The 25,547-nt window shown below is 64.3% G+C and carries 22 protein-coding genes and 1 tRNA gene; 16 read left to right on the top strand and 7 right to left on the bottom strand.

What is annotated here, in order from left to right:
* Positions 1-188: 188 nt before the first annotated feature.
* From dnaG to VUG52_RS02290, 5 genes are all read left to right on the top strand, one after another.
* Positions 189-2,177 carry a DNA primase gene (gene dnaG / locus VUG52_RS02310; protein WP_050703503.1) on the top strand — a complete coding sequence of 663 codons (1,989 nt, stop codon included), beginning with the start codon at positions 189-191 and terminating at the stop codon, positions 2,175-2,177.
* 67 nt (positions 2,178-2,244) lie between these two features.
* Positions 2,245-4,095 carry an RNA polymerase sigma factor RpoD gene (rpoD, locus tag VUG52_RS02305; protein ID WP_050703502.1) on the top strand — a complete coding sequence of 617 codons (1,851 nt, stop codon included), beginning with the start codon at positions 2,245-2,247 and terminating at the stop codon, positions 4,093-4,095.
* A gap of 120 nt (positions 4,096-4,215) precedes the next feature.
* On the top strand, positions 4,216-7,959 hold the full coding sequence (locus VUG52_RS02300; protein WP_050703501.1) for a bifunctional diguanylate cyclase/phosphodiesterase: 3,744 nt from the start codon (positions 4,216-4,218) through the stop codon (positions 7,957-7,959).
* A gap of 17 nt (positions 7,960-7,976) precedes the next feature.
* Positions 7,977-8,053 (top strand) — tRNA-Ile (locus VUG52_RS02295).
* Positions 8,054-8,614: 561 nt separating this feature from the next.
* On the top strand, positions 8,615-8,803 hold the full coding sequence (locus tag VUG52_RS02290) for a hypothetical protein (RefSeq protein WP_050703500.1): 189 nt from the start codon (positions 8,615-8,617) through the stop codon (positions 8,801-8,803).
* A gap of 113 nt (positions 8,804-8,916) precedes the next feature.
* Here the strand turns inward: VUG52_RS02290 and VUG52_RS02285 are convergent, their stop codons facing one another.
* The 5 genes from VUG52_RS02285 to VUG52_RS02265 form a co-directional block, all read right to left on the bottom strand.
* The gene (locus tag VUG52_RS02285) at positions 8,917-9,207 is read right to left on the bottom strand and encodes a helix-turn-helix domain-containing protein (RefSeq protein ID WP_050703537.1); all 291 of its coding nucleotides are present in this window, start codon (positions 9,205-9,207) and stop codon (positions 8,917-8,919) included.
* Positions 9,207-9,521: a type II toxin-antitoxin system RelE/ParE family toxin gene (locus tag VUG52_RS02280; RefSeq protein ID WP_050703499.1), complete on the bottom strand. Its 315-nt coding sequence runs from the start codon at positions 9,519-9,521 to the stop codon at positions 9,207-9,209. The genes VUG52_RS02285 and VUG52_RS02280 overlap by 1 nt, the downstream gene beginning before the upstream one ends.
* A gap of 243 nt (positions 9,522-9,764) precedes the next feature.
* Positions 9,765-10,208: a hypothetical protein gene (locus tag VUG52_RS02275; RefSeq protein ID WP_156329572.1), complete on the bottom strand. Its 444-nt coding sequence runs from the start codon at positions 10,206-10,208 to the stop codon at positions 9,765-9,767.
* Positions 10,209-10,322: 114 nt separating this feature from the next.
* The gene (prfH, locus tag VUG52_RS02270) at positions 10,323-10,943 is read right to left on the bottom strand and encodes a peptide chain release factor H (RefSeq protein WP_050703536.1); all 621 of its coding nucleotides are present in this window, start codon (positions 10,941-10,943) and stop codon (positions 10,323-10,325) included.
* Positions 10,943-12,079 carry an RNA ligase RtcB family protein gene (locus VUG52_RS02265; protein WP_050703498.1) on the bottom strand — a complete coding sequence of 379 codons (1,137 nt, stop codon included), beginning with the start codon at positions 12,077-12,079 and terminating at the stop codon, positions 10,943-10,945. The genes prfH and VUG52_RS02265 overlap by 1 nt, the downstream gene beginning before the upstream one ends.
* A gap of 451 nt (positions 12,080-12,530) precedes the next feature.
* On the opposite strand from VUG52_RS02265, the gene VUG52_RS02260 reads away from it, so the two are divergent.
* Positions 12,531-12,902: a hypothetical protein gene (locus tag VUG52_RS02260; RefSeq protein WP_046857393.1), complete on the top strand. Its 372-nt coding sequence runs from the start codon at positions 12,531-12,533 to the stop codon at positions 12,900-12,902.
* A gap of 54 nt (positions 12,903-12,956) precedes the next feature.
* Here VUG52_RS02260 and VUG52_RS02255 read toward each other — a convergent pair whose 3' ends face one another.
* On the bottom strand, positions 12,957-13,652 hold the full coding sequence (locus tag VUG52_RS02255; protein WP_050703497.1) for a CatB-related O-acetyltransferase: 696 nt from the start codon (positions 13,650-13,652) through the stop codon (positions 12,957-12,959).
* Positions 13,653-13,808: 156 nt separating this feature from the next.
* Here VUG52_RS02255 and VUG52_RS02250 point away from each other — a divergent pair, with 156 nt between their 5' ends.
* A complete protein-coding gene (locus tag VUG52_RS02250; protein ID WP_050703496.1) occupies positions 13,809-14,270 on the top strand; it encodes an Lrp/AsnC family transcriptional regulator in 462 nt (153 codons plus the stop codon).
* Between the two features lie 16 nt (positions 14,271-14,286).
* Here the strand turns inward: VUG52_RS02250 and VUG52_RS02245 are convergent, their stop codons facing one another.
* Positions 14,287-14,577, bottom strand: coding sequence for a DUF3077 domain-containing protein (locus tag VUG52_RS02245; protein WP_050703495.1), 291 nt, complete (start codon positions 14,575-14,577; stop codon positions 14,287-14,289).
* Between the two features lie 652 nt (positions 14,578-15,229).
* Between VUG52_RS02245 and VUG52_RS02240 the strand changes: the two genes are divergently transcribed.
* The 9 genes from VUG52_RS02240 (at position 15,230) to VUG52_RS02200 (ending at position 25,538) form a co-directional block, all read left to right on the top strand.
* Positions 15,230-16,912, top strand: a complete 1,683-nt coding sequence (locus VUG52_RS02240; RefSeq protein ID WP_050703494.1) for a flavin monoamine oxidase family protein — start codon at positions 15,230-15,232, stop codon at positions 16,910-16,912.
* A gap of 16 nt (positions 16,913-16,928) precedes the next feature.
* Complete coding sequence (locus VUG52_RS02235; protein ID WP_050703493.1) at positions 16,929-17,711, top strand: carbon-nitrogen hydrolase family protein; 783 nt, start codon at positions 16,929-16,931, stop codon at positions 17,709-17,711.
* A 180-nt stretch (positions 17,712-17,891) separates the two neighbouring features.
* On the top strand, positions 17,892-20,207 hold the full coding sequence (pqqF, locus tag VUG52_RS02230) for a pyrroloquinoline quinone biosynthesis protein PqqF (RefSeq protein WP_050703492.1): 2,316 nt from the start codon (positions 17,892-17,894) through the stop codon (positions 20,205-20,207).
* Between the two features lie 171 nt (positions 20,208-20,378).
* Positions 20,379-20,450 carry a pyrroloquinoline quinone precursor peptide PqqA gene (pqqA, locus tag VUG52_RS02225; RefSeq protein ID WP_003243383.1) on the top strand — a complete coding sequence of 24 codons (72 nt, stop codon included), beginning with the start codon at positions 20,379-20,381 and terminating at the stop codon, positions 20,448-20,450.
* A 91-nt stretch (positions 20,451-20,541) separates the two neighbouring features.
* Positions 20,542-21,453: a pyrroloquinoline quinone biosynthesis protein PqqB gene (pqqB, locus tag VUG52_RS02220; RefSeq protein ID WP_050703491.1), complete on the top strand. Its 912-nt coding sequence runs from the start codon at positions 20,542-20,544 to the stop codon at positions 21,451-21,453.
* 118 nt (positions 21,454-21,571) lie between these two features.
* Positions 21,572-22,327, top strand: a complete 756-nt coding sequence (gene pqqC / locus VUG52_RS02215; protein ID WP_050703490.1) for a pyrroloquinoline-quinone synthase PqqC — start codon at positions 21,572-21,574, stop codon at positions 22,325-22,327.
* Positions 22,324-22,599, top strand: coding sequence for a pyrroloquinoline quinone biosynthesis peptide chaperone PqqD (pqqD, locus tag VUG52_RS02210; RefSeq protein ID WP_050703489.1), 276 nt, complete (start codon positions 22,324-22,326; stop codon positions 22,597-22,599). Before pqqC ends, pqqD begins: the two co-directional genes overlap by 4 nt.
* The gene (gene pqqE, locus VUG52_RS02205; RefSeq protein WP_050703488.1) at positions 22,571-23,719 is read left to right on the top strand and encodes a pyrroloquinoline quinone biosynthesis protein PqqE; all 1,149 of its coding nucleotides are present in this window, start codon (positions 22,571-22,573) and stop codon (positions 23,717-23,719) included. The genes pqqD and pqqE overlap by 29 nt, the downstream gene beginning before the upstream one ends.
* The gene (locus VUG52_RS02200) at positions 23,685-25,538 is read left to right on the top strand and encodes a S9 family peptidase (RefSeq protein WP_050703487.1); all 1,854 of its coding nucleotides are present in this window, start codon (positions 23,685-23,687) and stop codon (positions 25,536-25,538) included. Before pqqE ends, VUG52_RS02200 begins: the two co-directional genes overlap by 35 nt.
* Positions 25,539-25,547: the final 9 nt, after the last annotated feature.

Here is a 25,547-nt window from a genome sequence, read left to right as displayed (position 1 = left end):
CGCCCCGGCAAAAGCCATGGGCAACCCGCATCAACGCGTCAGAACTGGTCCCCGACCAGGCGTGCACGTCCTTTCTGACGAGCCCTTCATGGGCTGGTGACGAGCACACTCCTCTTCCTGCGAGATACCCCACGCCAAACCCGCGCACAAGCGTTTAGACTTGCCAGCTGCCAGATGACGAGACTGCCATGGCCGGGCTGATTCCCCAGAGCTTCATCGATGACCTTCTCAACCGCACCGACATCGTCGATGTGGTGAGTTCGCGCGTCCAGCTGAAGAAGACCGGCAAGAATCTCTCCGCCTGCTGCCCGTTCCACAAGGAAAAGAGCCCCTCCTTCACCGTCAGCCCCGACAAGCAATTCTACTATTGCTTTGGCTGCGGCGCCGGCGGCAACGCGCTTGGCTTCATCATGGACCACGACAACCTGGACTTTCCCCAGGCGGTCGAGGAACTGGCCCGCGCAGCCGGCATGGAAGTACCCCGGGAAGAAGGCCGCCGCGGACAGAAGCCACGCCAGCCAACCGATTCACCGCTGTACCCGCTGCTGGAGGCAGCCAGCGAGTTCTACCGCCAGGCCCTGCGCGGCCATGCCACCCGCAAGGCGGCGGTGGACTACCTCAAGGGTCGAGGCCTGTCCGGCGAGATCGCCCGCGACTTCGGCCTGGGCTTCGCCCCGCCGGGTTGGGACAACCTGCTCAAGCACCTGGGCGCCGACTCGCTGCAGCAGAAAGTGATGATCGACGCAGGCCTGCTGATCGAGAACGCCGAGAGCGGCAAGCGCTACGACCGCTTCCGCGACCGGGTGATGTTCCCGATCCGCGACAGCCGTGGCCGGGTCATCGCCTTCGGCGGCCGCGTGCTGGGCGACGACAAGCCCAAGTACCTGAACTCCCCGGAAACCCCGGTGTTCCACAAGGGCCAGGAGCTGTACGGCCTGTACGAGGCGCGCAAGCACAACCGCAACCTTGACGAGATCATCGTGGTCGAAGGCTACATGGACGTCATCGCCCTGGCCCAGCAGGGCCTGCGTAACGCGGTGGCCACCCTCGGTACGTCCACCAGCGAAGAGCACCTCAAGCGCCTGTTCCGCGTGGTGCCCAGCGTGCTGTTCTGCTTCGACGGCGACCAGGCCGGGCGCAAGGCCGCCTGGCGCGCCCTGGAGGCGACCCTGTCGAGCCTGCAGGACGGCCGCCGCGCGCGCTTCCTGTTCCTGCCCGAGGGTGAAGACCCGGACAGCCTGGTGCGCGCCGAAGGCACCGACGCCTTCCAGGCCCGCCTCAACCAGCACGCCCAACCGCTTGCCGACTACTTCTTCGAGCAGCTGAGCAACGAGGCCGACCCGCGCTCGCTGGAAGGCAAGGCGCACATGGTCACCCTGGCCGCACCGCTGATCGAAAAAGTGCCGGGCGCCAACCTGCGCCAGCTGATGCGCAACCGCCTGAAGGACATCACCGGGCTCGACCCGCAGCAAATGGAACAGCTGGCGCAGAGCGTGCCGACGCCCAGCGTGCCGGACTACGACCCCGGTTACGACTACGACGCCATGGCCAGCTACACGCCGGACCATGGCGACCTGCACTACCAGCCCGAGTATGCCCCGCAGCAGCAGGAGCAACGCCCCTGGACGCCGAACAAGGGCGGCGGCAAGAAGCAGTGGGACGGCAAGCCGTGGGATAAAAAAGGCGGCAAGCCCTGGCAGCGCGACGGCCAGCGCGGCGAAGCCCCGCCACGGGTGCCGGCGCCAGTCGAGCCGCCGACGCTCTCGGCCCTGCGCACCCTGCTGCACCACCCATTGCTGGCCGGCAAGGTCGAGGACGCCAGCCACTTCGCCGACGAAGAGCAGCTGTACAGCCAGCTGCTGGTGGCGCTGATCGAGGCCGCGCAAAAGAATCCTAAGCTAAGCTCTATGCAGTTGATCGCACGCTGGCACGGCACCGAACAGGGCCGCCTGCTGCGCGCCCTGGCGGAAAAGGAATGGCTGATCGATGCCGATAACCTTGAACAACAGTTTTTCGACACTATAACTAGTTTGTCCGCCCGCCAACGCGAGCGCAGCCTGGAACATCTGCTCAGGAAAGCACGTCTAAGTGAACTGAGCACAGAGGAGAAATCTCAGCTGCTCGCCCTGCTGAGCCGCAATGTTCCCGCACAAAACCCGACCTCATCTGGCGCGTGAGGTCCAGGTTCGGGTATAATCCTCGGCTTGTTTTTTGCCCGCCAAGACCTTCAGTGGATAGGGTGTTATGTCCGGAAAAGCGCAACAGCAATCTCGTATCAAAGAGTTGATCACCCGCGGTCGTGAGCAGGGCTACCTGACTTACGCGGAGGTCAACGACCACCTGCCTGAGGATATTTCAGATCCGGAACAGGTGGAAGACATCATCCGCATGATCAACGACATGGGGATCAACGTATTCGAGAGTGCTCCGGATGCGGATGCCCTGTTGTTGGCGGAAGCCGACACCGACGAAGCCGCAGCCGAAGAAGCCGCCGCAGCGTTGGCGGCAGTAGAGACCGATATCGGCCGCACGACCGACCCGGTGCGCATGTACATGCGCGAAATGGGTACCGTCGAGCTGCTGACCCGCGAAGGCGAGATCGAAATCGCCAAGCGTATCGAGGAAGGCATCCGTGAAGTCATGGGCGCCATCGCTCACTTCCCGGGCACTGTCGACTACATCCTCGGCGAATACGATCGCGTCACCAGCGAAGGTGGCCGTCTGTCCGACGTTCTCAGCGGTTACATCGACCCTGACGACAACATCGCCGCGCCGACCGAAGAAGTGCCGATTCCAGGCGCGAAGGCCGCTGCTGCGAAGGAAGAGGAAGACGAAGAAGACGAAGAAAACGCCGACGGCGATGACGAGGAAGAGGCCGAGAGCGGCCCGGATCCGGTCGTTGCCGCGCAGCGTTTCGGTGCGGTCAAGGATCAGCTGACCGACACCCTCAAAGTGTTGAAGAAGCACGGTCGAGTCCACAAGGACAGCATCGTCGCCATGCAGGCCCTGGCTGACCTGTTCATGCCGATCAAGCTGGTACCGAAACAGTTCGACGTACTGGTCGAGCGTGTACGCGGCGCCCTTGACCGCCTGCGCCAGCAAGAACGCGCCATCATGCAGCTGTGCGTGCGTGACGCCCGCATGCCGCGCGCCGACTTCCTGCGCCTGTTCCCGAGCAACGAGACCGACCAGACCTGGTCCGGTGACCTGGCCAAGCGCAACACCAAGTGGGCCGCCGCCCTGGGTGAAAAGGACGCCGCCATCGTCGCCTGCCAGCAGAAGCTGATCGACCTCGAGACCGAGACCGGCCTGACCGTCGCCGAGATCAAGGACATCAACCGTCGCATGTCCATCGGCGAAGCCAAGGCCCGCCGCGCCAAGAAGGAAATGGTCGAGGCCAACCTGCGTCTGGTGATCTCGATCGCCAAGAAGTACACCAACCGCGGCCTGCAGTTCCTCGACCTGATCCAGGAAGGCAACATCGGCCTGATGAAGGCGGTGGACAAGTTCGAATACCGTCGCGGCTACAAGTTCTCGACCTACGCCACCTGGTGGATCCGCCAGGCGATCACCCGTTCGATCGCCGACCAGGCGCGCACCATCCGTATCCCGGTGCACATGATCGAGACGATCAACAAGCTCAACCGTATTTCCCGGCAGATGCTGCAGGAAATGGGTCGCGAACCGACCCCGGAAGAGCTGGGCGAGCGCATGGAGATGCCTGAGGACAAGATCCGCAAGGTGTTGAAGATCGCCAAGGAGCCGATCTCCATGGAGACCCCGATCGGTGACGACGAAGATTCGCACCTGGGCGACTTCATCGAGGACTCGACCATGCAGTCCCCGATCGACGTGGCCACGGTCGAAAGCCTCAAGGAAGCGACCCGTGACGTGCTCTCGGGCCTGACCGCGCGCGAAGCCAAGGTGCTGCGCATGCGTTTCGGCATCGACATGAACACCGACCACACCCTCGAAGAGGTAGGCAAGCAGTTCGACGTGACCCGCGAGCGGATCCGTCAGATCGAAGCCAAGGCGCTGCGCAAGCTGCGCCACCCGACGCGAAGCGAGCACCTGCGCTCCTTCCTCGACGAGTAAAGAAGAACCCCGGCCCAGGCCGGGGTTTTTCTTATGTGACAGAAGGTCGTTGCCACTGTCTACCCAGCGGGCGAGATGCCCGTCTACACTCGAATCAGTCCCCCTGATCGAGAGGCCGCTATGCCCATGATGCCGGCCTTCCTGTTGCTGCTCCTGCTCGCCTGGAACACAACGGCCGGCGCCCTGACCCTGACCGACGAGGAACAAGCCTGGCTCAGCGCCCACCCGCAGCTGCGCCTGGGCGTCGATGCTTCATGGCCGCCGTTCGAATTTCGCGACCAGGAAGGTCGCTACCAGGGATTGGCCGCCGATTACATCGCCCTGATCCAGGAACGCCTGGGAATCACTCTCAAGCCGATCGAGCCCAGCAGCTGGACCGAAGTGCTCGCACAGGCACGCAGCAACCGTCTCGACTTGCTTCCCGGGATCATGTCCACCCCGGAGCGCCAGAACTACCTGGCCTTCACCCGCCCCTACCTGGACTTCCCGATCGTCATCCTCGCCCACTCCGGCGGCGCGCAACCGCGCAATCTCAAGGACCTCTACGGGCTGAAGATCGCCGTGGTGGAGAACTACGCGCCCCACGAACTGCTGCGCACCCACCACCCGGACCTCAACCTGGTGGCCATGCCCAACGTCAGCTCGACCCTGCAGGCCCTGGCCACCGACGAGGTGGACGCGGTGGTCGGCGACCTCGCCTCGAGCATCTGGAGCCTGCGCCAGCTCAAGCTGGACGGCCTGTACGTCAGCGGCGAAACGCCCTACCGCTACCAGCTGGCCATGGCCGTGCCCCGCCAGCAGAAGGTGCTGGTCGGCATCCTCGACAAGGTGATGGCCGACATGAGCAGCAGCGAAGTCAGCCGAATCCAGCAACGCTGGGTGGGCAACGTCGTCGATCAGCGGACCTTCTGGCACGATGTCCTGCTCTATGGCCTGCCGGCGGTGCTGGTGCTGATGGCCATCCTGGCGGTGGTGATCCGCATCAACCGCCGCCTGAGCTCGGAGATTTCCCGGCGCATCGCCCTGGAGCAGGAACTGCGCAGCAGCGAGTATCACTACCGTGGCCTGGTCGAGAGCCTGTCGGCGGTGGCCTGGGAGGCCGACGCCAACGACTTCAGCTACAGCTATGTCTCGCCCCACGCCGAGGACCTGCTCGGCTACCCCACGGCTGAATGGCTCAAGCCCGGCTTCTGGCGCAGCATCTTGCACCCGGAGGATGCCCTCTGGGCGCAAGCCTACTGTGATAGCGAAACGGCGGCCGGGCGCGACCACAGCCTCGATTACCGGGTGATCCGCGCCGACGGCCATACCCTGTGGGTACGCAACATCGTCAGCATGATCGAGCACGGCCACAAGCCGCTGATGCGCGGGCTGATGATCGACATCAGCGAAACCAAGCACACCGAGGATGCCCTGCGCCTGTCGGAGCAGAAGTTCGCCTCGGTGTTCCAGCAATGCCCGGACATCCTGGTCATTGCCCGGCACAGCGATGGCTGCCTGCTGGAGGTCAACGAAGCCTTCGAGGAGCTGATCGGCCTGAATCCCACCCAGGTGATCGGCCGCACCGCCACCGAGCTCGGCCTGTGGGGCGTGGCCGGCACGGGCCCGGCCCTGCTCGAACGCCTGCACCGCGGCGGTATCCGCAACCTGGAAATGACCTTCCGCCGTAGCAACGGCGAACTGTTCACCGGCCTGACCTCGGCCGAAACCTTCGAACTGGACAACATGCCGGCACTGGTGGTGGCAATCCGCGACATCAGCCAGCTCAAGGAAACCCAGCAGCAGTTGCAGACCTCCGAGGAGAAGTTCGCCAAGGCCTTCCACGCCTCCCCCGACGGCCTGCTGCTCTCGCGCCAGAGCGACGGCCTGCTGCTGGAGGTCAACGAAGGTTTCTGCCGCCTGACCGGCTACGACATCAGCACCACGGTCGACCAGACCTCGCTGGACCTGGGCATCTGGGTCGACCTCAACGAGCGCCAGCGCCTGGTCGATCAACTGCAGCGCGACGGTTTCGTGCGCGACTTCAGCTGCCATATCCGCCGCAGCGACGGGCAGATCCGTCTCTGCGAGCTGTCCGCCCGGCCGCTGCCGATCGGCGGCGTCGACTGCATGCTGACCATCGCCCGCGACATCACCGAGCGCCACCTGATGCAGGAGAAGCTGCAACTGGCCGCCACGGTGTTCGAGAACACCGCCGAGGGCGTGCTGATCACCGACACCGACCAGCGCATCAGTGCGGTCAACCGCGCCTTCAGCGAGATCACCGGCTACAGCGAGATCGAAGCCCTCGGCCAGACCCCGCGCCTGCTCGCCTCCGGCCAGCACGACAGCGCCTTCTACGCCGCCATGTGGCACCAGCTGACCGCCGAGGGGCACTGGCAGGGCGAGATCTTCAACAAACGCAAGAACGGCGAGTTGTACCCCGGCTGGCTGACCATCAGCGCCGTGCGCAACCACGAGCGCGAGATCACTCACTTCGTCGCCGTGTTCGCCGACATCTCCAGCCTCAAGCACGCCCAGGCCAAGCTCGACTACCAGGCCCACCACGACCCGCTCACCGGCCTGCCCAACCGCGCCCTGTTCGAAAGCCGCCTGCAGGCCGCGCTGAACTGCGCGCAGATATCCAACCGCCAGGGCGCGGTGCTGTTCCTCGACCTCGACCGCTTCAAGCACATCAACGACAGCCTCGGCCACCCGGTGGGCGACCTGCTGCTCAAAGGCATCGCCCAGCGCCTCAAGGAGCAGGTGCGCGACGTGGACACCGTGGCCCGCCTCGGCGGCGACGAGTTCATCATTCTCCTGCCCGGCCTGCACAAGCCCAGCGATGCCAGCGCCATCGCCAACAAGCTGCTGGCCGGCTTCCACGCACCGTTCCAGGCCGGCGAGCACGAGTTCTTCACCAGCGCCAGCATCGGTATCAGCTTGTACCCGCAGGACGGCACCGATGTCGCCAGCCTGATCCGCAACGCCGACGCCGCGATGTACCGTTCCAAGGCCAAGGGTCGCAACCGCGTCGAGGCCTACACCCGCGAGCTCACCACCCAGGCCAGCGAACGCATTGCCCTGGAACACGAGCTGCGCCGCGCCATCGAGCGCAACGAGCTGAGCCTGTGCTATCAGCCCAAGTTCAGCCTCAAGACCCAGAGCCTGGTCGGCGCAGAGGCGCTGGTCCGCTGGACCCATCCCACTTTCGGCGAAGTGCCGCCCGAGCAGTTCATCCACTTGGCCGAGGAGAACGGCACCATCCTGCAGCTCGGCGACTGGGTGCTGGAGCAGGCCTGCCGGCAGATGCACGCCTGGAAGAAGGCCTACCATGCCTTTGGCCCGCTCTCGATCAACCTGGCCGGCGCCCAGTTGCGCCAGCCCAGCCTGGCCCGGCGCATCGAACAGTTGCTGCGCAGCTACCAGCTCAAGGCCGGCGACCTGCAGCTGGAGATCACCGAGAACTTCATCATGAGCCAGGCCGAGGAAGCGCTGAGCGTGCTGCATCAGCTCAAGCTGCTGGGCGTGCAACTGGCCATCGACGACTTCGGCACCGGCTACTCGTCGCTCAGCTACCTCAAGCGCCTGCCGCTGGACATCCTCAAGATCGACCAGTCGTTCATCCGCGGCCTGCCCGATGACCCCCACGACGCCGCCATTGCCCGCGCCATCATCGCCCTGGGCCGCAGCATGCAGCTGACGATCATTGCCGAAGGCGTGGAAAACCAGGCGCAGCAACGCTTCCTGGCCGCCGAAGGCTGCGAGCAGATCCAGGGCTACATCGTCAGCCTGCCACTGCCGCCGGACGAGTTCGCGGCGACCTTTCTTCGCATAGCACAAACGGATCTTTCGGATGGCACGCTATCGAAACCCTCGTTATAATCCTGCGCACCTGCTGAGGGCCTATAGCTCAGTTGGTTAGAGCAGAGGACTCATAATCCTTTGGTCCACGGTTCGAGTCCGTGTGGGCCCACCAACAAAATCAATGGTTTACGCCTAATAAGCGTAGGCCATTTGTGTTTTTAGGGCATAAATTTTCCCCGTTTCGTCCACACCGTCGCGCAACTGACGCGCTCCCCGGCGCAAAGTGCAGGGGCCAAGGCCAGGTATCAGCCCAGATTTCACGTAGCGGCGCGCTCCCCGTCCACGCCCAGCGCACTAGATGAGTCAACGCCTCACTGGTCGTTTACGTTGTGCCGATAACGGCAGACAAACGTCTATCGTGCCGTGACTTCCTCGGTGGCCCCCAGAAGCTGAGAGCAATGCAAACCGAATTCCACGCAAAGGTTGGTTAGCAGCGCGGCCTGGAGCGCGGTGTGGAGGGCTCCAAGGCAAAACATGAGGCGGTGTCGGCGTTCTATTCGACCCTGGCTGCTGCGGATGAAGCGCCAATGCCCATGGCGCAGCCCGTCATGCACGCTCAAAACAGGCAGCGCTATCGCGCACCAGAGCAGCGAAGAAAGCAACCGCCCTGGTGGCGGATCGGCAGCGTGCAGTTGAACGACAAGAGCAGCAACTGCGCAGCGGAGCGCAGGATATGGATCAACGCACCAGGAACTTAGATGGCCTGAGGAATCGGCTCAGGGAGGCGGAGCATAAGGCGGCGCTGCTCGCTGCTGAAAAAGCCGCTCTGGAGCACAGGGTAGAGCTGCTTGAGCGCAGCCTGAACAATGAGAAACCGCCGACGCGATGGACTGGCGACGACCTGGAACTAACACTGACCTGAAGTCCCAGCATTGGGTGTAGACTCTGCAGACGTTGAAGCGTCCTGTGAGAACAGCAGGCCAGCCACTATCCGGCTGCGCTTACAGAAAAACCGCCCTACCAAGGCGGTTTTTTTTACTGCTTCAGTGCGGCAAGGACATTAGCCGGGTCGTTATGGATGGCCCGGAGCAAAGCCCTGGCAGGCCCTTCAGGGTCTCGACGCCCCTGCTCCCAATTGCGCAAAGTACCCACGGCAACGTCAATCGTTTCGGCAAAGGCAATCTGCGACAACCCTGTAGCCTTGCGAATGTTTTTGACTTGTACGGCGTCTACGTGAAATTCACGGGACGGTTGACGCTCGCCCCGATCAATCTCGTTCATCTGCGTCATGCTTTCTTTCAGGCGATTGAACAGACCCTTTTCCATCATTGCCACCCTTCGTTCAGTTTGCGCAGCTCTTTCCTCTCGTCTTCTGAGAGGTCGTCTTTCACGCCCTTCCGGTAGATCACCAGTAGCCGAATCTGCGCAGCTGCGGTGATGTAGTAGTAGATCACTCGAACTCCACCACGCTTGCCCTTGCCGTTTGCAGCCCAGCGAATCTTGCGAAGCCCGCCAGTGTGCTGGATCACATCCCCAGCGGTCGGGTTCACAGCCAAATGCTGCTGGAAAGCCCTGTATTCATCATCACTCAGCAGCTCATGCAAGTCCTCAGTGAAGATCGACGTCTCGACGAAAATCATTGCTTCCCTTGCGCGCCCTTATGCGTCATTGGCGTAGCTGCACTATAGGCCAGCGTGCGGCTTTCTTCAACCCTGCCCAAGCCGGGCGAAAATCCGGCGCGAAAAAAAATCCGGTCAGAAAATCACTTATCCCCCTCTCGCCGACGCGCTTTGCGTCGCAAAAAAGTGCAAAGGCCGTGGGTAGTGCAACTGAATGCCCGGCCCAGGCCCGCTGCGGGCTCTGGCAGCTGAACGGCCATTGCACTAAGTGCAAAGTTTTGCAAAGGAATGCAAAGCCATTGCACGAGAAACTGGCAGATTGTGGCCGCGCTCTGCGGCACCAGACCCAATGGCAATAGGGGTGCGCCCGGATTTTTTCAACATGCACCGCTCAGTTTTGACGGTGCTATTTCTGCTCCATTGGACGCAGGAATAGAGCCTTGCTCCCAGCAATCGCAAGGCTTTCAGGCTTTCAGGCTTGATAGAGAGGCTTTGGAGGTTGCCCTCAACTGCACCGCAGAGCTGATTACGGGGCAGCTGAATGTGGATCAAAGGACGCTGCGAAAAATCCTCAAACCCACCGAGGCCGATTGCCCAGCCCCGGCAGATACCGCATGAGCCGCTTTGCGAACCGACTGGCTCCGACTTTCTGGTCTTGCCCGCGCCTTTGTGTTTTTGGCGGGGTCGCCTCAGATACGGAATGCTCATTTGCAACGCGTAAACCCGACTGCAAGCCGGGTCCTTTCCTCATCCGTTTTTGTGGAGCCGGCATCGTCTACACCGCCCGGCCTGACTTTTGCTCGACGACTATTCGCACACAATCTACTCGTCGGCCGGCTCGAAGCGCTCGCCACGAAACACCCGAAGGGGATTGCCACGCTCGATGCGGTGATGGAACAACCGCCGCTCCGCGCGCAGTTCGCTGTCGACCTGCTCTGCCTGCTGCGCCAGGCGTTGACCGATGAGCAGCAGCGCCAAGCGTTTGTTGGCGTGCTGGCTACGCTCGCTCTGTACCTTGACGCTGACGCCGCTGGCCAGGTGCGTGGCGCGCACTGCCGAGTCGGTGGTGTTGACATGCTGGCCACCCGGCCCGGACGAACGCAAGGTCTCGAAGTGGATCTCGCTCGCCAGTTCCGGTGCCGGTGGCGCAAACCGTGCGCCCCCAAAGAACCAGTTCTTGCGCGCATGCCCAGGCCGGTACGGACTGCTGCACGTCCATTGCAGCGAGCCCGTCCAGTGATCCGCCAGGCGCTCGGCCTGCTCACCATCCAGTGCCAGCAACACCGAGCGCAAGGTACCGCGCCGCGGCCCCGATTCTTCTTCGAGTATCCGTACCGCCACGGCCTGGGCATCCGCTTCGGCCTGCAGCCTGAGCAATGCCTTGGCCACTGCCAGGGCACATTCTTCCGGCCCCTGAGCCGCCGAGAGTTGCAGTAGGATCATCAGCAGCACCCTCCGCGCGTCTTGTAGGTGAGCACCGGTTTCAGTCGTGCCAGCACGCGAACCAACCCCGCTTCACGCAAGGCACCCACCACCGAGTCGATAGCCTTGTAGGCCTCCGGCGCTTCCTCGTAGATCAGCGCCCGGTCGGCGCAGATCACGCGGCTGCCTAGTGCCGTACGACTCAGTTGCTCGACGCTGTAGCGCGAGGCGAGGCGGTCCTTGCACTCGCTGCGCATCCATTTGCGTCCGGCGCCATGGGCCAGGGACAACAGGCTGCGCTCGTCGGCGATCGGCTGTACCAAGTAGCTGTAGTCGCCGCGCGAACCAGGGATCACCACCGCCCCCTGATCCGACGGTGTGGCGCCTTTGCGATGCAGCCAACCATCGAGCCCGTCGACCTGCGCTGGCGACACCAGGTTGTGGTTGATGTCGAGCAGTACATCGCCATCGGCACGCAAGCGGTCGAGCATGCGCCGGGCAATCAACTGACGGTTGGCTTCGGCAAAACGCAGCGCGCCGTCGTGCCGGCCCAGGTAATGAGTGCTGGCCTCGCTGCCCGCCTCCAGTCCGTGATGACCGAACAGGTCGACCTGCTCACGCAAGATCGCCTCGCCCAAACCACGCGAGCCGCTGTGCACCAGCAACAGCAGGTGTTTGCGCTCGATGCCCAAGGCTGCCAGGGCCGTATCGTCGTAGCTTTCATCGAGTTGCTGCAGCTCGGCGAAGTGGTTACCACCACCAATGGTGCCTAGAGAACGCTCGTGCCCCGTGGCAGGCAAACCGAAGCTGGCGACGGCCTCCTGCCACGTCTCGTCGAGCGGCAGGTCGAGGTTGCCAAGGCGTTTCTCCAGCTTGTCCAGATGCAGCTTGGCGGTCGGGATGTCCGTGCGCCACAGCGCCATGCCACAGCCGATGTCATTGCCGACCAGCGCCGGGTACAAACGCCCCACGGAAAAGAATGCCGCGCCGACCGGATAGCCACGCCCCGGATGCAGGTCCGGCATGCCGGCCACCCGATGCATGCCCCCTAGGCGAGCGGTGGTTTCGAGTTGTTGGATCGCTTTTCCTTCGATCCAGGTGTCGTCCGCGGCGACCAATACGGCGCCGTCGGACAAATTGCGAATGCAAGTGCCCATAGTCCAATCCTGATGGGTTGAAACAAAAAGATGTTCGGATTGGCAGGCCAGAGGCCGGGCGTTGCGGTACCGCTAACGAGTAGCGGCGAATGCGTTCAAGCCAGGCGCGACCTGCAAAGGGTGATCAACTGTTGCATGATGTACCTCCTTTGCTGTCGGGTGAGAGAAGGCGGGGATCTTAGGTATGTAATTGCCACCTTGCAACAACCTTGATCACATTTTCACCAGGAGAACAACGTCATGGCCGAAAAACCTGGCCGCTCCGCGGTACAAAAAACAATACACGGGCGGTACAGTGCCCAGCTTCCCCTGGATTTGTAGCTCGGGTCGCGCTGACCAGCGGCAAAGTGCCTTTAGCACACCCGTTCTATTTCGCCATTACTGCCGCGTTTCTAGAATCCCTCCATCGCTTCGGCACCGGGTCGGAGCCCAGTGATCGAGGGAACGTCACATGAACATCCAAGGAACGCTTGGGGCCCTGCTCGTTGTACCGATGCTGGCCACGCTCGCAGGTTGCGTGGCACCGGGCTCCTACAACCAGGGCCAGCAGCCCAGCCAGATGGCCGGCGGCAACGCCCCGTGCACGCCCAGTGCGACCGACAACCTGATCTCCACCGGCCGCAGCCTGCTCAGCATCGCCAACTCCGTGCTCGAAACCAAGAACAGCATGAATGGCACTTCAGCCACCTATGACCAACGCATGCAGCTTGCGGAGAACGCGCAGAAGGTCAACAAGGGCAACCAGATGCTCGACAACGTCGAGAGCATGACTGCTGGCCTGAAGTCGCCTTGCGCCACGGCGCAGACCAGTGCGTCACGTTGATCAAATCCGATCAGGGCTGCGCAGCAGCCCCGGTCGTGACAGATTCTCGGCAATTCAAGCCGACGTCAGCACCTTGCAGCCACGCCGCGAAATCTCGATCCTCGCGTAACTTGCCTCACCGAGCCCGCTGATCCGATCAAGACAGGCGGCAGGGTCGTGCAGCGGCAGCTCCAGCAACTGCCGGGTATCGCGCTCCCACCAGCGCGATGCGAGCAAGCGCTCGATCATCGCTTCCGGGTATCGATAACGCACGACCTTGGCTGGAAAGCCCGCCACCACGGCATAGGGCGGCACGTCCCGGGTGACCAGGGCGCGGGTGGCGATGATCGCGCCCGTGCCCACCTCGACGCCTTCCATGATCATCGCGCCCTCGCCGATCCACACGTCGTGGCCGATCCGCGCCGGTGTGCTCGGCGGTTCGTATTGCCACTGGGTGCCGGTGAACTGGAAAGGGTGCGAACTCAGCCAGTCGGTCGGGTGAGCGTATTTTTCCTGGCCGATGACCACTGCACTGCCAATGGAGCAGTAACGCCCGATCGATTCGACCACCTGCAGCGAACCGCCGCTGCGGATATAGGTATGAGCCCCGATCGAGACGTCGAGGGTGGCGGCGCTGACCGCCACATCGCCAATGCGCACTTCGGCCTCGAGCGCCAGCTTTGCCCGCTTGCCAAACTTGGAAATGCCTGTGCTCACCTTGCAACCGTGTTGGCGAATCCATCGCCGCCAGTACCAGTCCTTGAACTTCATGGGTCAATCACTCCTGCCATGGTCCAGGCTGCCCGATGGCAGCGGCCTGCCATCGTACCGCCTTGTCGGCGCAATGCCAGCCCCGGACGCCTCTGTGCGCCTTGCGCGAAGCGGTCGCGCTTGCATAGGCTAGCAGCTCGACAAAAGAGACCTACCATGCCGGCCACCTCCTCCATCGCCCTTGACGCCATCGATCGCCAGTTGATCGCGCTGCTGCAGATCAATGCCCGCGAAAGTGTCGCCACCCTCGCCCGCCAACTGGGCATCGCCCGCACCACGGTGAACTCGCGGCTCGAGCGCCTGGAGCGCAACAAGGTGATCACCGGCTATGGCGTGCGCCTGGGGCAGCGCCTGATCGGCGGCGGCCTGCAGGCATACGTGGGGATCAAGGCACAGCCACGCTCGGGCAAAGACATCGTGCGCCACCTCAGCGCCATGGGGCAGGTCCAGCAACTGTGCGCGGTCAGTGGCGAATTCGACTACGTGGCCTGGCTGCTCAGCGACTCGCCGGAGCAACTGGACCAGTTGCTCGACCTGATCGGCAGCCTCGACGGGGTGGAGAAGACCACCACGTCGATCATCCTCAGCAGCAAAGTGGACCGCGGCCAGCCGAGCTGACCGCGGCCCCCGGCCCTCAGGCCTCCATCGCGTCGAGCAGCCCTTCCAGCAGCGCGCGCACCGTTTCCGCCGAATGCAGGATCGACCAGATCATCGCCCGCCCCGCCTCGGGAGCATGATGCTGGGCGTATTCATCGGCGATTTCCTGGATGGCCCGGGCCAGCATGCTGGCGTGGACCAGGGCGTCGGCGGCATCGACGCCGGGGCGCACGGTGAAGATGGGGGGATGGCTGGACTGGCAGGAGCAGAAGGACTGCTCGGTGGTCGGGTTCAGGGCGAGGGGTGGGTCGGGGACGATCTTTTTCATAGCGCAGTATCCAAGTTGAGCCAGGAATTACTGCCATCGGCATCCTTCTCACGGGAATTGGGTGGCAGCCGTACGCGGGGTGAGAATCCGGCCAACTTGGAAACCGGCCAGGCAAAAGCCTGCCCGCGCAAGGCTGCCATAACGCATGCCTCGGCGCTCAAAGTTGGAAGAGGGTTCTCACGCCCGCTCACCGAATAGGCGGTGACCGGCTGAAGTTAACCGCGAAGGGTTCTCCCAAACTGCCAGACCGAGGCTACATGGCTCGTAGGATACTTCCTGTTATTACATGTCTCTGTAGGACCAAGCTGATTCTCGTCAGAAAGACGCGGTCGCTATCGGGGCGCGCAGGAAACAAAGTTGCAAGCATCACCAGCGTGGGGGCGGCGGTGCGCCGATGCGACTTGCCCAGCGATGCGGTGTATGGCACCGGCTCCGCCGGTGATCGCGGGTCAAGCCCGCTCCCACGAAGGGTGCAGCTTACACCGAGGAATAATCGTCATTTTTTGCAAAATACAGAACACTATGACTAAACAAAGCACATAACGACGCCAATCTGCACCTTAATTACGAACACCCCACTTCATAAAATGGCCACCAGGCATTCTCTATACTCAGGCTCCGCCCCCTGCGCAGCCCCTGGCAAGGTCATTACATGAACAAGAAAAACCGCCACCCCGCCGACGGCAAGAAACCCATCACCATCTTCGGTCCCGACTTCCCGTTCGCCTTCGACGACTGGCTGGAACACCCGGCCGGCCTGGGCAGCATTCCCAAGGAGCGCCATGGCGAAGAGGTGGCGATCGTCGGTGGCGGCATCGCCGGGCTGGTGGCGGCCTACGAGCTGATGAAGCTGGGCCTCAAGCCGGTGGTGTACGAGGCCTCCAAGCTGGGTGGCCGGCTGCGCTCGCAGGCGTTCAACGGCACCGACGGCATCGTCGCCGAACTGGGCGGCATGCGCTTCCCGGTGTCGTCCACGGCGTTCTACCACTACGTCGACAAGCTGGGCCTGGAGACCAAGCCTTTCCCCAACCCGCTGACCCCGGCTTCGGGCAGCACGGTCATCGACCTGGAAGGTCAGACCTACTACGCCGAAAAATCCGCCGACCTGCCGCAGCTGTTCCACGAAGTGGCCGACGCCTGGGCCGACGCCCTGGAGAGCGGCGCGCAGTTCGGCGATATCCAGCAGGCCATTCGCGACCGCGACGTGCCGCGCCTGAAGGACCTGTGGAACAAGCTCGTGCCACTGTGGGACGACCGCACCTTCTATGACTTCGTCGCCACCTCGCGCTCGTTCGCCAAGCTGAGCTTCCAGCACCGCGAAGTGTTCGGCCAGGTCGGCTTCGGCACCGGCGGCTGGGACTCGGACTTCCCCAACTCGATGCTGGAAATCTTCCGCGTGGTGATGACCAACTGCGACGATCACCAGCACCTGGTGGTCGGCGGCGTCGAGCAGGTGCCGCAGGGCATCTGGCGCCATGTACCGGAACGTTGCGCCCACTGGCCGGCCGGCACCAGCCTCAGCGGCCTGCACGGCGGCGCGCCGCGTACCGGGGTCAAGCGCATCGCCCGGGCCAGCGATGGTCGCCTGGCGGTCACCGACAACTACGGTGACGTGCGCCACTACGCGGCAGTGCTCACCACCTGCCAGAGCTGGCTGCTGACCACCCAGATCGACTGCGAGGAGTCGCTGTTCTCGCAGAAGATGTGGATGGCCCTGGACCGTACCCGCTACATGCAGTCGTCGAAGACCTTCGTCATGGTCGACCGGCCGTTCTGGAAGGACAAGGACCCGGAAACCGGCCGCGACCTGATGAGCATGACCCTCACCGATCGCCTGACCCGCGGCACCTACCTGTTCGACAACGGCGACGATAAGCCGGGGGTGATCTGCCTGTCCTACGCGTGGATGAGCGACGCCCTGAAGATGCTGCCGCACCCGACCGAAAAACGCGTGCAGCTGGCCCTCGACGCACTGAAGAAGATCTACCCCAAGACCGATATCGCCGGGCATATCATCGGCGACCCGATCACCATCTCGTGGGAGGCCGACCCGCACTTCCTCGGCGCCTTCAAGGGCGCGCTGCCGGGCCACTACCGCTACAACCAGCGCATGTACGCGCACTTCATGCAGCAGGACATGCCCGCCGAACAGCGCGGCATCTTCATCGCCGGTGACGACGTGTCGTGGACCCCGGCCTGGGTGGAAGGCGCGGTGCAGACTTCGCTCAATGCGGTGTGGGGTATCATGAACCACTTCGGTGGCCAGACCCACCCGGACAACCCCGGCCCGGGCGATGTGTTCCACGAGATCGGCCCGATCGCCCTGGCCGACTGAGCGTAGGAGTAGCGCCATGCGCATCGCCCTGTTCCAGGGCACGCCCAAGCCGTTGGACGTGCCCGGCAATCTCGAGCGCCTGCAACACCAGGCCCAGCAGGCCGCCGCTCAAGGCGCGCAGTTGCTGGTGTGCCCGGAGATGTTCCTCAGCGGCTACAACATCGGCCTGGACCAGGTGGAACGACTGGCCGAGGCCGAGGACGGTCCCTCGGCCATGAGCGTCGTCGAGATCGCCCAGGCGCACCGGATCGCCATCGTCTACGGCTATCCGGAACGGGCCGAGGACGGGTCGATCCACAACAGCGTGCAACTGATCGACGCCCATGGCCGCAGCCTGTGCAACTACCGCAAGACCCACCTGTTCGGTGAGCTGGACCGCTCGATGTTCAGCCCGGGCGCCGATCACTTCCCGGTGGTCGAGCTGGACGGCTGGAAGGTCGGGCTGCTGATCTGCTACGACATCGAATTCCCGGAGAACGCCCGGCGCCTGGCGCTGAACGGCGCCGAGCTGATCCTGGTGCCGACGGCGAACATGGCACCTTACGACTTCGTCTGCCAGGTGACCGTGCGCTCGCGGGCGCAGGAGAACCAGTGTTATCTGGTGTACGCCAACTACTGCGGCAGCGAGGGCGAGATCCGGTATTGCGGGCAGAGCAGCATCGTCGGGCCGGATGGCGATGTGCTGGTGATGGCCGGGGACGAAGAGGGGCTGTTGCTGGCGGACCTGCAACGCGAGCGGGTATTGAAAGGGCGGGAGGCGTTTCCCTACCTGGCTGACCTGCGTCGGGATCTGCATTAACAGTCGGCCCTTTCAAGGTATTGAGAATTGGCGCTCGGCTTGGATTTGCCGGAGCTGCTTTGCAGCCCTTTCGCGACACAAGGCCGCTCCTACAGGGGGGCGCGGTCGCCTGTAGGAGCGGCCTTGTGCCGCGAAAAGGCCAGAACAGACAACCTCGGCATTGCGCGCTAGCATGGCGTCATGTCCGACGCCATTCGCCACCTCACCCTCGCCAACGGCCTGCACCTGACCCTGCGCCACGCGCCACGCCTCAAGCGTGCGGCGGCGGCGTTGCGGGTGCATGCCGGCAGCCATGACGCACCCGCGCGCTGGCCGGGCCTGGCGCACTTTCTCGAACACCTGTTCTTCCTCGGAAACAGGCGTTTTCCGCTGGACGACGGCCTGATGCGCTACGTTCAGGGCCTGGGCGGCCAGGTCAACGCCAGCACCCGCGAACGCACCACCGACTTCTTCTTCGAAGTGCCCCCCGCGGCGCTGGCCGGTGGGCTGGAGCGTCTGTGCCAGATGCTCGCCGAGCCGGACTTCGCCATCGAACGCCAGCGCCGCGAGCGCGAGGTGATCCATGCCGAGTTCATCGCCTGGTCGCGCAACCCCGAGGCCCAGCGCCAGTTCGCCTTGCTGCAGGCGGTGTCGGCACGCCATCCGCTGAGCGGCTTCCACGCCGGCAACCGCCACAGCCTGCCGCTGGAAAGCCAGGCGTTCCAGCAAGGGCTGAGGCAGTTCCACCACGACTTCTACCAGGGCGGGCAACTCACCCTGAGCCTGGCCGGCCCGCAGCCGCTGGATGAACTGGCGCACCTGGGCAGGCAGTTCGGCGGGCTGTTCGCCAAGGGCGAAAGCGTCACCCGGCAACGGCCACCCGCCTTGCTCGACGCGCCACTGCACCAACCAGACGCCTGGGGCAACCGCCGCGACCTGCTGTTCGCCCATGACGGACTGCCGGATGGCGCGGAACAGGCGCTCGAGCTGCTGCTGGCCCAGCTCACCGACAGCCGGCCCGGCGGTTGGCTCGACGCCTTGCGCCGACGCGGCTGGCTGCAGGACTGCAAGGCGCAACAGCTCCACGCCCATGCCGGGCAGTTGCTCTGGCATGTCCAGTTGCAGCTGTCGGACCAGGCTTGTCCGGACAAGACCCGGGAGCTGCTGCACGGCTGGCTGGGTTTTCTGCGCCAACAGGACCACAAGCCGCTGAACGACCGCTTCGTCCGCCTGCAGCAACGCCACGAACAGGCCGCCAGCGCAATGGAACTGGCCCAGCGCGACAGTGCCGGCCGGCCTTTCGCAGGGCTGGGGACAAAAGGCCTGGAAGCCTTCGCTGCACTGCTGTTGGACCTGCCTTCCACGGATGCCGGAGACTGGCAATTGCCCCCCGATGAAGCGCTGCTGGCAACCGAACTTCCCATGATCGACACGCCGTTGCCGGCAGGACTTGGTCTCGGTGACTGCCTGCCGCCCTCTCGTCAGTTTGCGAGCCTCGACCTGCGTTGGCACATTCCTTCACCGCTGCGTCAGCGCATGCAGGTCGTTCTGCAACATAGTCTGCAACCCCTGCGCGAGCGTGCCGACCAGGCAGCGTTGCGACTGGGCTTCGAGGCCATTGGCGATTACTGGCAGTTGCGCCTCGCGGGGCACCCGCTGGCCGTGATCAATGCCACGCACGAGGCCCTGACCTTGCTGCGCACGCCAGCCCAGGAGCATTGGTACTCGCCAGCGGCAGCCGAAGCGCCGCTGATACCGATCCGTGCGCTGCTGAAGGCACTGCCGGACGCTTTACTGATGGGTGAAGAGCAACCGCAGCCGGCCTGCACCCTGGACCAGCCGCGGCTCGACGCACTCTGGCAGCACGCCCGCTGGCAGGGTTTGGCACAAGGGTTCGCCCCCGCCCAACAGGGCGCCTTGGGCACGGCACTGCAAGGCCTCATGGGACAACCGATCGCCCCCTCGCCAGCGCGCCCGATCCTCGGACGCCACTGGCGGCAGATACCGACCTCGGGCAGCGAGCCTGCGCTGTTGCTGTTCTGTCCGCTGCCGACTGACCTGCAGGCCGCCGGTCGACTGCTCGCCCACGTGTTGCAAGGCCCGTTCTACCAGCGCCTGCGCGTCGAGCTGCAGCTGGGTTACGCCGTGTTCAGCGCCTTTCGTCAGATCGAAGGCTACGGCGGGCTGCTGTTTGGCGTGCAATCACCACACGCCAGCCACGCGCAGATCCTTGACCACCTGCTGGACCTGCTGCACCAAGGCGTCGCGCTGGCCCCAGCGGCGCGAGCGCAGCTGGCCGACCAGTTCGACGAGACCGCGATGGCCAACACCGATGTCACGCAATGGGCCTGGCAGGCACATATCGCGACACACAATGCCGACCTATCGCGTATGCGAAGGTCTATCCTCAATGTCGAACAAGGCCAGTTGGATGCGTTGCTCCAGCAGTTGCTCGATGCAAGGCACGGTTGGTTGTGCCTGGCCAACGCCACTGCCCCGGACGCCGAATGGCTATGAAAAAGTGGCGGGATTGTTACCGCAAATGCAATGGCGCTTTTCGAAGAATTAACCTTTCGGTACAAATTTTTCTTGTAAGATAGCGCAATCTCGGCCAATGGAACCTCTCTCTGCGGGGAGTACCCAATAGTGAGCCGACCACCCCAAACCCCATCCGGAAGGAGCAAGCCCATGTGGACCAAACCTGCATACACTGACCTGCGTATCGGCTTCGAAGTGACCATGTATTTCGCCAACCGTTAAGCGGCTGCGCGGCTCGACGCCCCGGCCCGCCGGGGCGTTTGCGTTTTTCCGATACGGCTTTCGGGCTAACCTTTGCGGCTAGAGAGTACCCATGTACATCCAGATCCTCGGTTCCGCCGCCGGTGGCGGGTTCCCCCAGTGGAACTGCAACTGCGCCAACTGCAAGGGCTACCGTGACGGTACCCTGCGCGCCACGGCGCGCACCCAGTCGTCCATCGCCCTGTCTGACGACGGCGAGCACTGGATCCTGTGCAACGCCTCGCCGGACATCCGCGCCCAGCTCCAGGCGTTCGCGCCGATGCAGCCGGCCCGCGCCCTGCGCGACACCGGTATCGACGCCATCGTCCTGCTCGACAGCCAGATCGACCACACCACCGGCCTGCTCAGCCTGCGCGAGGGCTGCCCGCACCAGGTGTGGTGCACCGACATGGTTCACCAGGACCTGACTACCGGCTTCCCGCTGTTCAACATGCTCAGCCACTGGAACGGCGGCCTGGTGTGGAACCGCATCGAGCTCGAAGGCAGCTTCGTCATCGACGCCTGCCCGAACCTGCGCTTCACCCCCTTCCCGCTGCGCAGCGCCGCTCCACCCTACTCCCCGCACCGCTTCGACCCGCACCCGGGCGACAACCTCGGGCTGCTGGTGGAGGACACCCGCACTGGCGGCAAGCTGTTCTATGCGCCGGGCCTGGGCCAGGTCGACACCAAGCTGCTGGAGATGATGCACGGCGCCGACTGCCTGCTGGTCGACGGCACCCTGTGGGAGGATGATGAAATGCAGCGCCGCGGCGTCGGCACCCGCACCGGCCGCGAGATGGGCCACCTGGCGCAGAACGGCGCGGGCGGCATGCTCGAGGTGCTGGACGGCTTCGCGCGCCAGCGCAAGGTGCTTATCCACATCAACAACACCAACCCGATTCTCGATGAAGACTCGCCCGAACGCGCAGAAGTGCAGCGCCGGGGCGTGGAAGTCGCCTTCGATGGCATGAGCATCGTGTTGTAAGGGCAGCCCTTGCACAACGTGGGAGCGGGCTTGCCCCGCGATAGCGATGGTGAGGCTGACGCCGCCATCGCGGGTCAAGCCCGCTCCCACGTACAACGAACCATCACAGGAGCCCTCCATGAGCGATGCAATGCCCCTGTCCCCTGCCGAGTTCGAGCAGGCCCTGCGCGCCAAGGGCGCCTACTACCACATCCATCACCCCTACCATGTGGCGATGTATGAAGGCCGCGCCAGCCGCGAGCAGATCCAGGGCTGGGTGGCCAACCGCTTTTACTACCAGGTCAACATCCCGATGAAGGATGCGGCGATCCTGGCCAACTGCCCAGACCGCGAAGTGCGCCGCGAGTGGATCCAGCGCCTGCTCGACCACGATGGCGCCCCCGGCGAGGACGGCGGCATCGAGGCCTGGTTGCGCCTCGGCCAGGCCGTGGGCCTGGACCCTGACCAGCTGCGCAGCCAGGAACTGGTGCTGCCCGGCGTGCGCTTCGCCGTCGATGCCTACGTCAACTTCGCCCGTCGCGCCAGTTGGCAGGAAGCGGCCAGCAGCTCGCTGACCGAACTGTTCGCCCCGCAGATCCACCAGTCGCGCCTGGACAGCTGGCCGCAGCACTATCCGTGGATCGACCCGGCCGGCTACGAATACTTCCGCACCCGCCTGGGCCAGGCCCGGCGCGATGTGGAGCACGGCCTGGCAATCACCCTGCAGCACTACACCACCCGCGAGGGGCAGGAACGCATGCTGGAGATCCTGCAGTTCAAGCTGGATATCCTGTGGAGCATGCTCGACGCCATGAGCATGGCCTATGAACTGAACCGCCCGCCCTATCACAGCGTCACAAGTGAGCGGGTCTGGCACAAGGGGATCGCCCTATGAGTTTCGACCGTCAACAGGTGCCCGCCTGGCGCCCCGGCTACCGTTTCCAGTACGAGCCGGCGCAGAAGGGCCATGTGCTGCTGTACCCCGAGGGGATGATCAAGCTCAACGACAGCGCTGGGCTGATCGGCGGGCTCATCGATGGCCAGCGCGATGTCGCGGCGATCATCGCCGAACTCGAGCGGCAATTCCCCGGTGTGCCCGAAGTCGCCGACGACATCGAGCAATTCATGGAGGTGGCCCGTGCCGAACACTGGATCACCCTCGCCTGAGGTACCAGTAGGCCTGCCGCTGTGGCTGCTGGCCGAACTCACCTACCGCTGCCCGCTGCAGTGCCCGTACTGCTCCAACCCGCTGGACTTCGCCGAGCAGGGCAAGGAGCTGAGCACCGAGCAGTGGTTCAAGGTGATGGCCGAAGCCCGCGAGATGGGCGCGGCGCAGATCGGCTTCTCCGGTGGCGAGCCGCTGGTGCGCCAGGACCTCGCCGAGCTGATCGGCGAAGCCCGGCGCCTGGGCTACTACACCAACCTGATCACCTCCGGCATCGGCCTGACCGAGCAGAAGATCGCCGCGTTCAAGCAGGCCGGGCTGGACCATATCCAGATCAGCTTCCAGGCCAGCGACGAGCAGGTCAACAACCTGCTGGCCGGCTCGAAGAAAGCCTTTGCGCAGAAGTTGGAGATGGCCCGGGCGGTGAAGGCCCATGGCTACCCGATGGTGCTCAACTTCGTCACCCATCGGCACAATATCGACAAGATCGACCGCATCATCGAGCTGTGCCTGGCCCTGGAGGCCGACTTCGTCGAACTCGCCACCTGCCAGTTCTACGGCTGGGCGCACCTCAACCGCCTGGGCCTGCTGCCGACCCGCGCCCAGCTGGAGCGGGCCGAGCGCATCACCAACGAGTACCGCGACAAGCTCAAGGCCGAAGGCAAGCCGTGCAAGCTGATCTTCGTCACCCCGGACTACTACGAAGAGCGCCCCAAGGCCTGCATGAACGGCTGGGGCAGCCTGTTCCTGACCATCACCCCGGATGGCACCGCCTTGCCCTGCCATGGCGCGCGCCAGCTGCCGGTGCAGTTCCCCAATGTGCGTGACCACGACCTGCGGCATATCTGGTACGACTCGTTCGGTTTCAACCGCTTCCGCGGCTATGACTGGATGCCCGAACCGTGCCGCTCGTGCGACGAGAAGGAGAAGGACTTCGGCGGCTGCCGTTGCCAGGCCTTCATGCTCACCGGCGACGCCAGCAAGGCGGACCCGGTGTGCGGCAAGTCGCCGGACCATGGCATCATCCTCAAGGCCCGCGAGGAGGCCGAACACGCAACGCTGGAGATCGAACAGATGACCTTCCGCAATGAGCGCAATTCCCATGTCATCGCCCGTGGCTGAGTTCAGCGCCGCCCAGGCGGTGGCCGCCGGCACCGATTTCGCCGAGCTCAAAGTCGGCGCGCAAGGTGTGTTCTGGAACGAGTTCCGCCCCGCCGATGGCGCCTGCCGGGTCTGGCACTGGCGCAATCAGCAGGCCCGCTGCCTGACCCCGGACGGGTTCAGTGTGCGCAGCCGGGTCTATGAGTACGGTGGCGGCAGCTTCTGCCTGTGCGACAACGGGCTGGTGTTCGTCAACGAAAAGGACCAGCAGGTCTACCTGCAGGCCCTGGATGGCAGCCCACCACGCCCGCTTACCCACGCCGACGACTGCCGCTATGGTGATGTGCAGTGGCAGGCCGGCCAGGTGCTGGCCGTCGAAGAGCAGCATGGCGAACAGGTGTTGCATCGCCTGGTGAGTCTCTCGACGGAGAATCGACAGGTCCTGGCCGAAGGGGCCGACTTCTACGCCTCCCCCACGCTGAGCCACGATGGGGAACGCCTGGCCTGGATCGAGTGGGACCGCCCGGCCCAACCCTGGACCGTCACCCGCCTGATGTGCCGGCAACGCGAACCTTCTGGCGCCTGGGGCCCGGCACGCTGCATCGCCGGGCAGGACGAGTCGCTGCAACAGCCGCGCTTCGATGAGCAAGGCCGCTTGTACTGCCTGTCCGACCGCGACGGTTTCTGGCAGCCCTGGGGCGAACTCGACGGCCACTGGCAACGCCTACCCGCCGCGCCCGCCGACCATGCCGCCGCCCCCTGGCAACTGGGCGCCAGCACCTGGCTGGCCCTTGGCCCCGCCAGCTACCTGGCCACCTGGTTCGAGGACGGTTTCGGGCAACTGGGGCTGCGCCGCGCCGATGGCGAGGTGGAGCGTTACGCCAGTGCGTACACGCGTTTTCGCAGCCTGGCGCTGGATGACGGACAGCTCTATGCCGTAGCCGCTTCACCGATCAGCCCACCGGCCGTGATCGCCATCGACCGGCGCAGCCACGAGGTCCAGGTGCTGGCAGGTGGCGCCGAGGTGCTGCCTGCCGAGGACATCAGCCTCCCACAGCCGATTCGTTACGCCAGTGGCGAAGGCACCGCCCACGGGTTCTTCTACCCCGCCATGCAAGGCACGGGCGGGCCATCGCCGCTGGTGGTGTTCATTCACGGCGGTCCGACTTCGGCCTGCTACCCGGTGCTCGACCCGCGCATCCAGTACTGGAGCCAGCGCGGCTTTGCCGTCGCCGACCTCAACTACAGGGGCAGCAGCGGCTATGGTCGCGCCTACCGCCAGGCACTGCACCTGAACTGGGGAGCGAGTGATGTGGAAGATGCCTGCGCGGCAGTCGCCCACCTCGCCGGCCAGGGCCTGATCGACCCCGACCAGGCCTTCATTCGTGGCGGCAGCGCCGGCGGTTACACCACCCTGTGCGCCCTGGCCTTCCGCGACGTCTTCCGCGGCGGCGCCAGCCTGTACGGTGTCAGCGACCCCGAGGCGCTGGGCCGGGCCACCCACAAGTTCGAAGGCGACTATCTGGACTGGCTGATCGGCGACCCCCGGCGCGATGCCGAGCGTTATCGCCAGCGCACGCCGCTGTTGCACGCCGGGCGGATCAAGGTGCCGGTGATCTTCTTCCAGGGTGAGCTGGACGCGGTGGTGGTGCCGGAGCAGACCCGCAGCATGCTTGAAGCGCTCGAGGCCAATGGTATCGAGGCCGAGGGGCATTTCTACGCGGGCGAGCGGCATGGTTTTCGCCAGGCGGTGAACCTGGCGCATGCGCTCGAGGAAGAGTGGAAGTTCTACTGCCGGTTGCTTGGCAAGGCCCCTTCAAACCATACGCAACCCCTGTAGGAGCGGCCT

The organism is Pseudomonas sp. LH21 (assembly GCF_036549575.1).
In the GTDB taxonomy this organism is placed as follows: Bacteria; Pseudomonadota; Gammaproteobacteria; order Pseudomonadales; family Pseudomonadaceae; genus Aquipseudomonas; species Aquipseudomonas peradeniyensis.
This window is presented reverse-complemented; position numbering and strand designations above follow the sequence as displayed.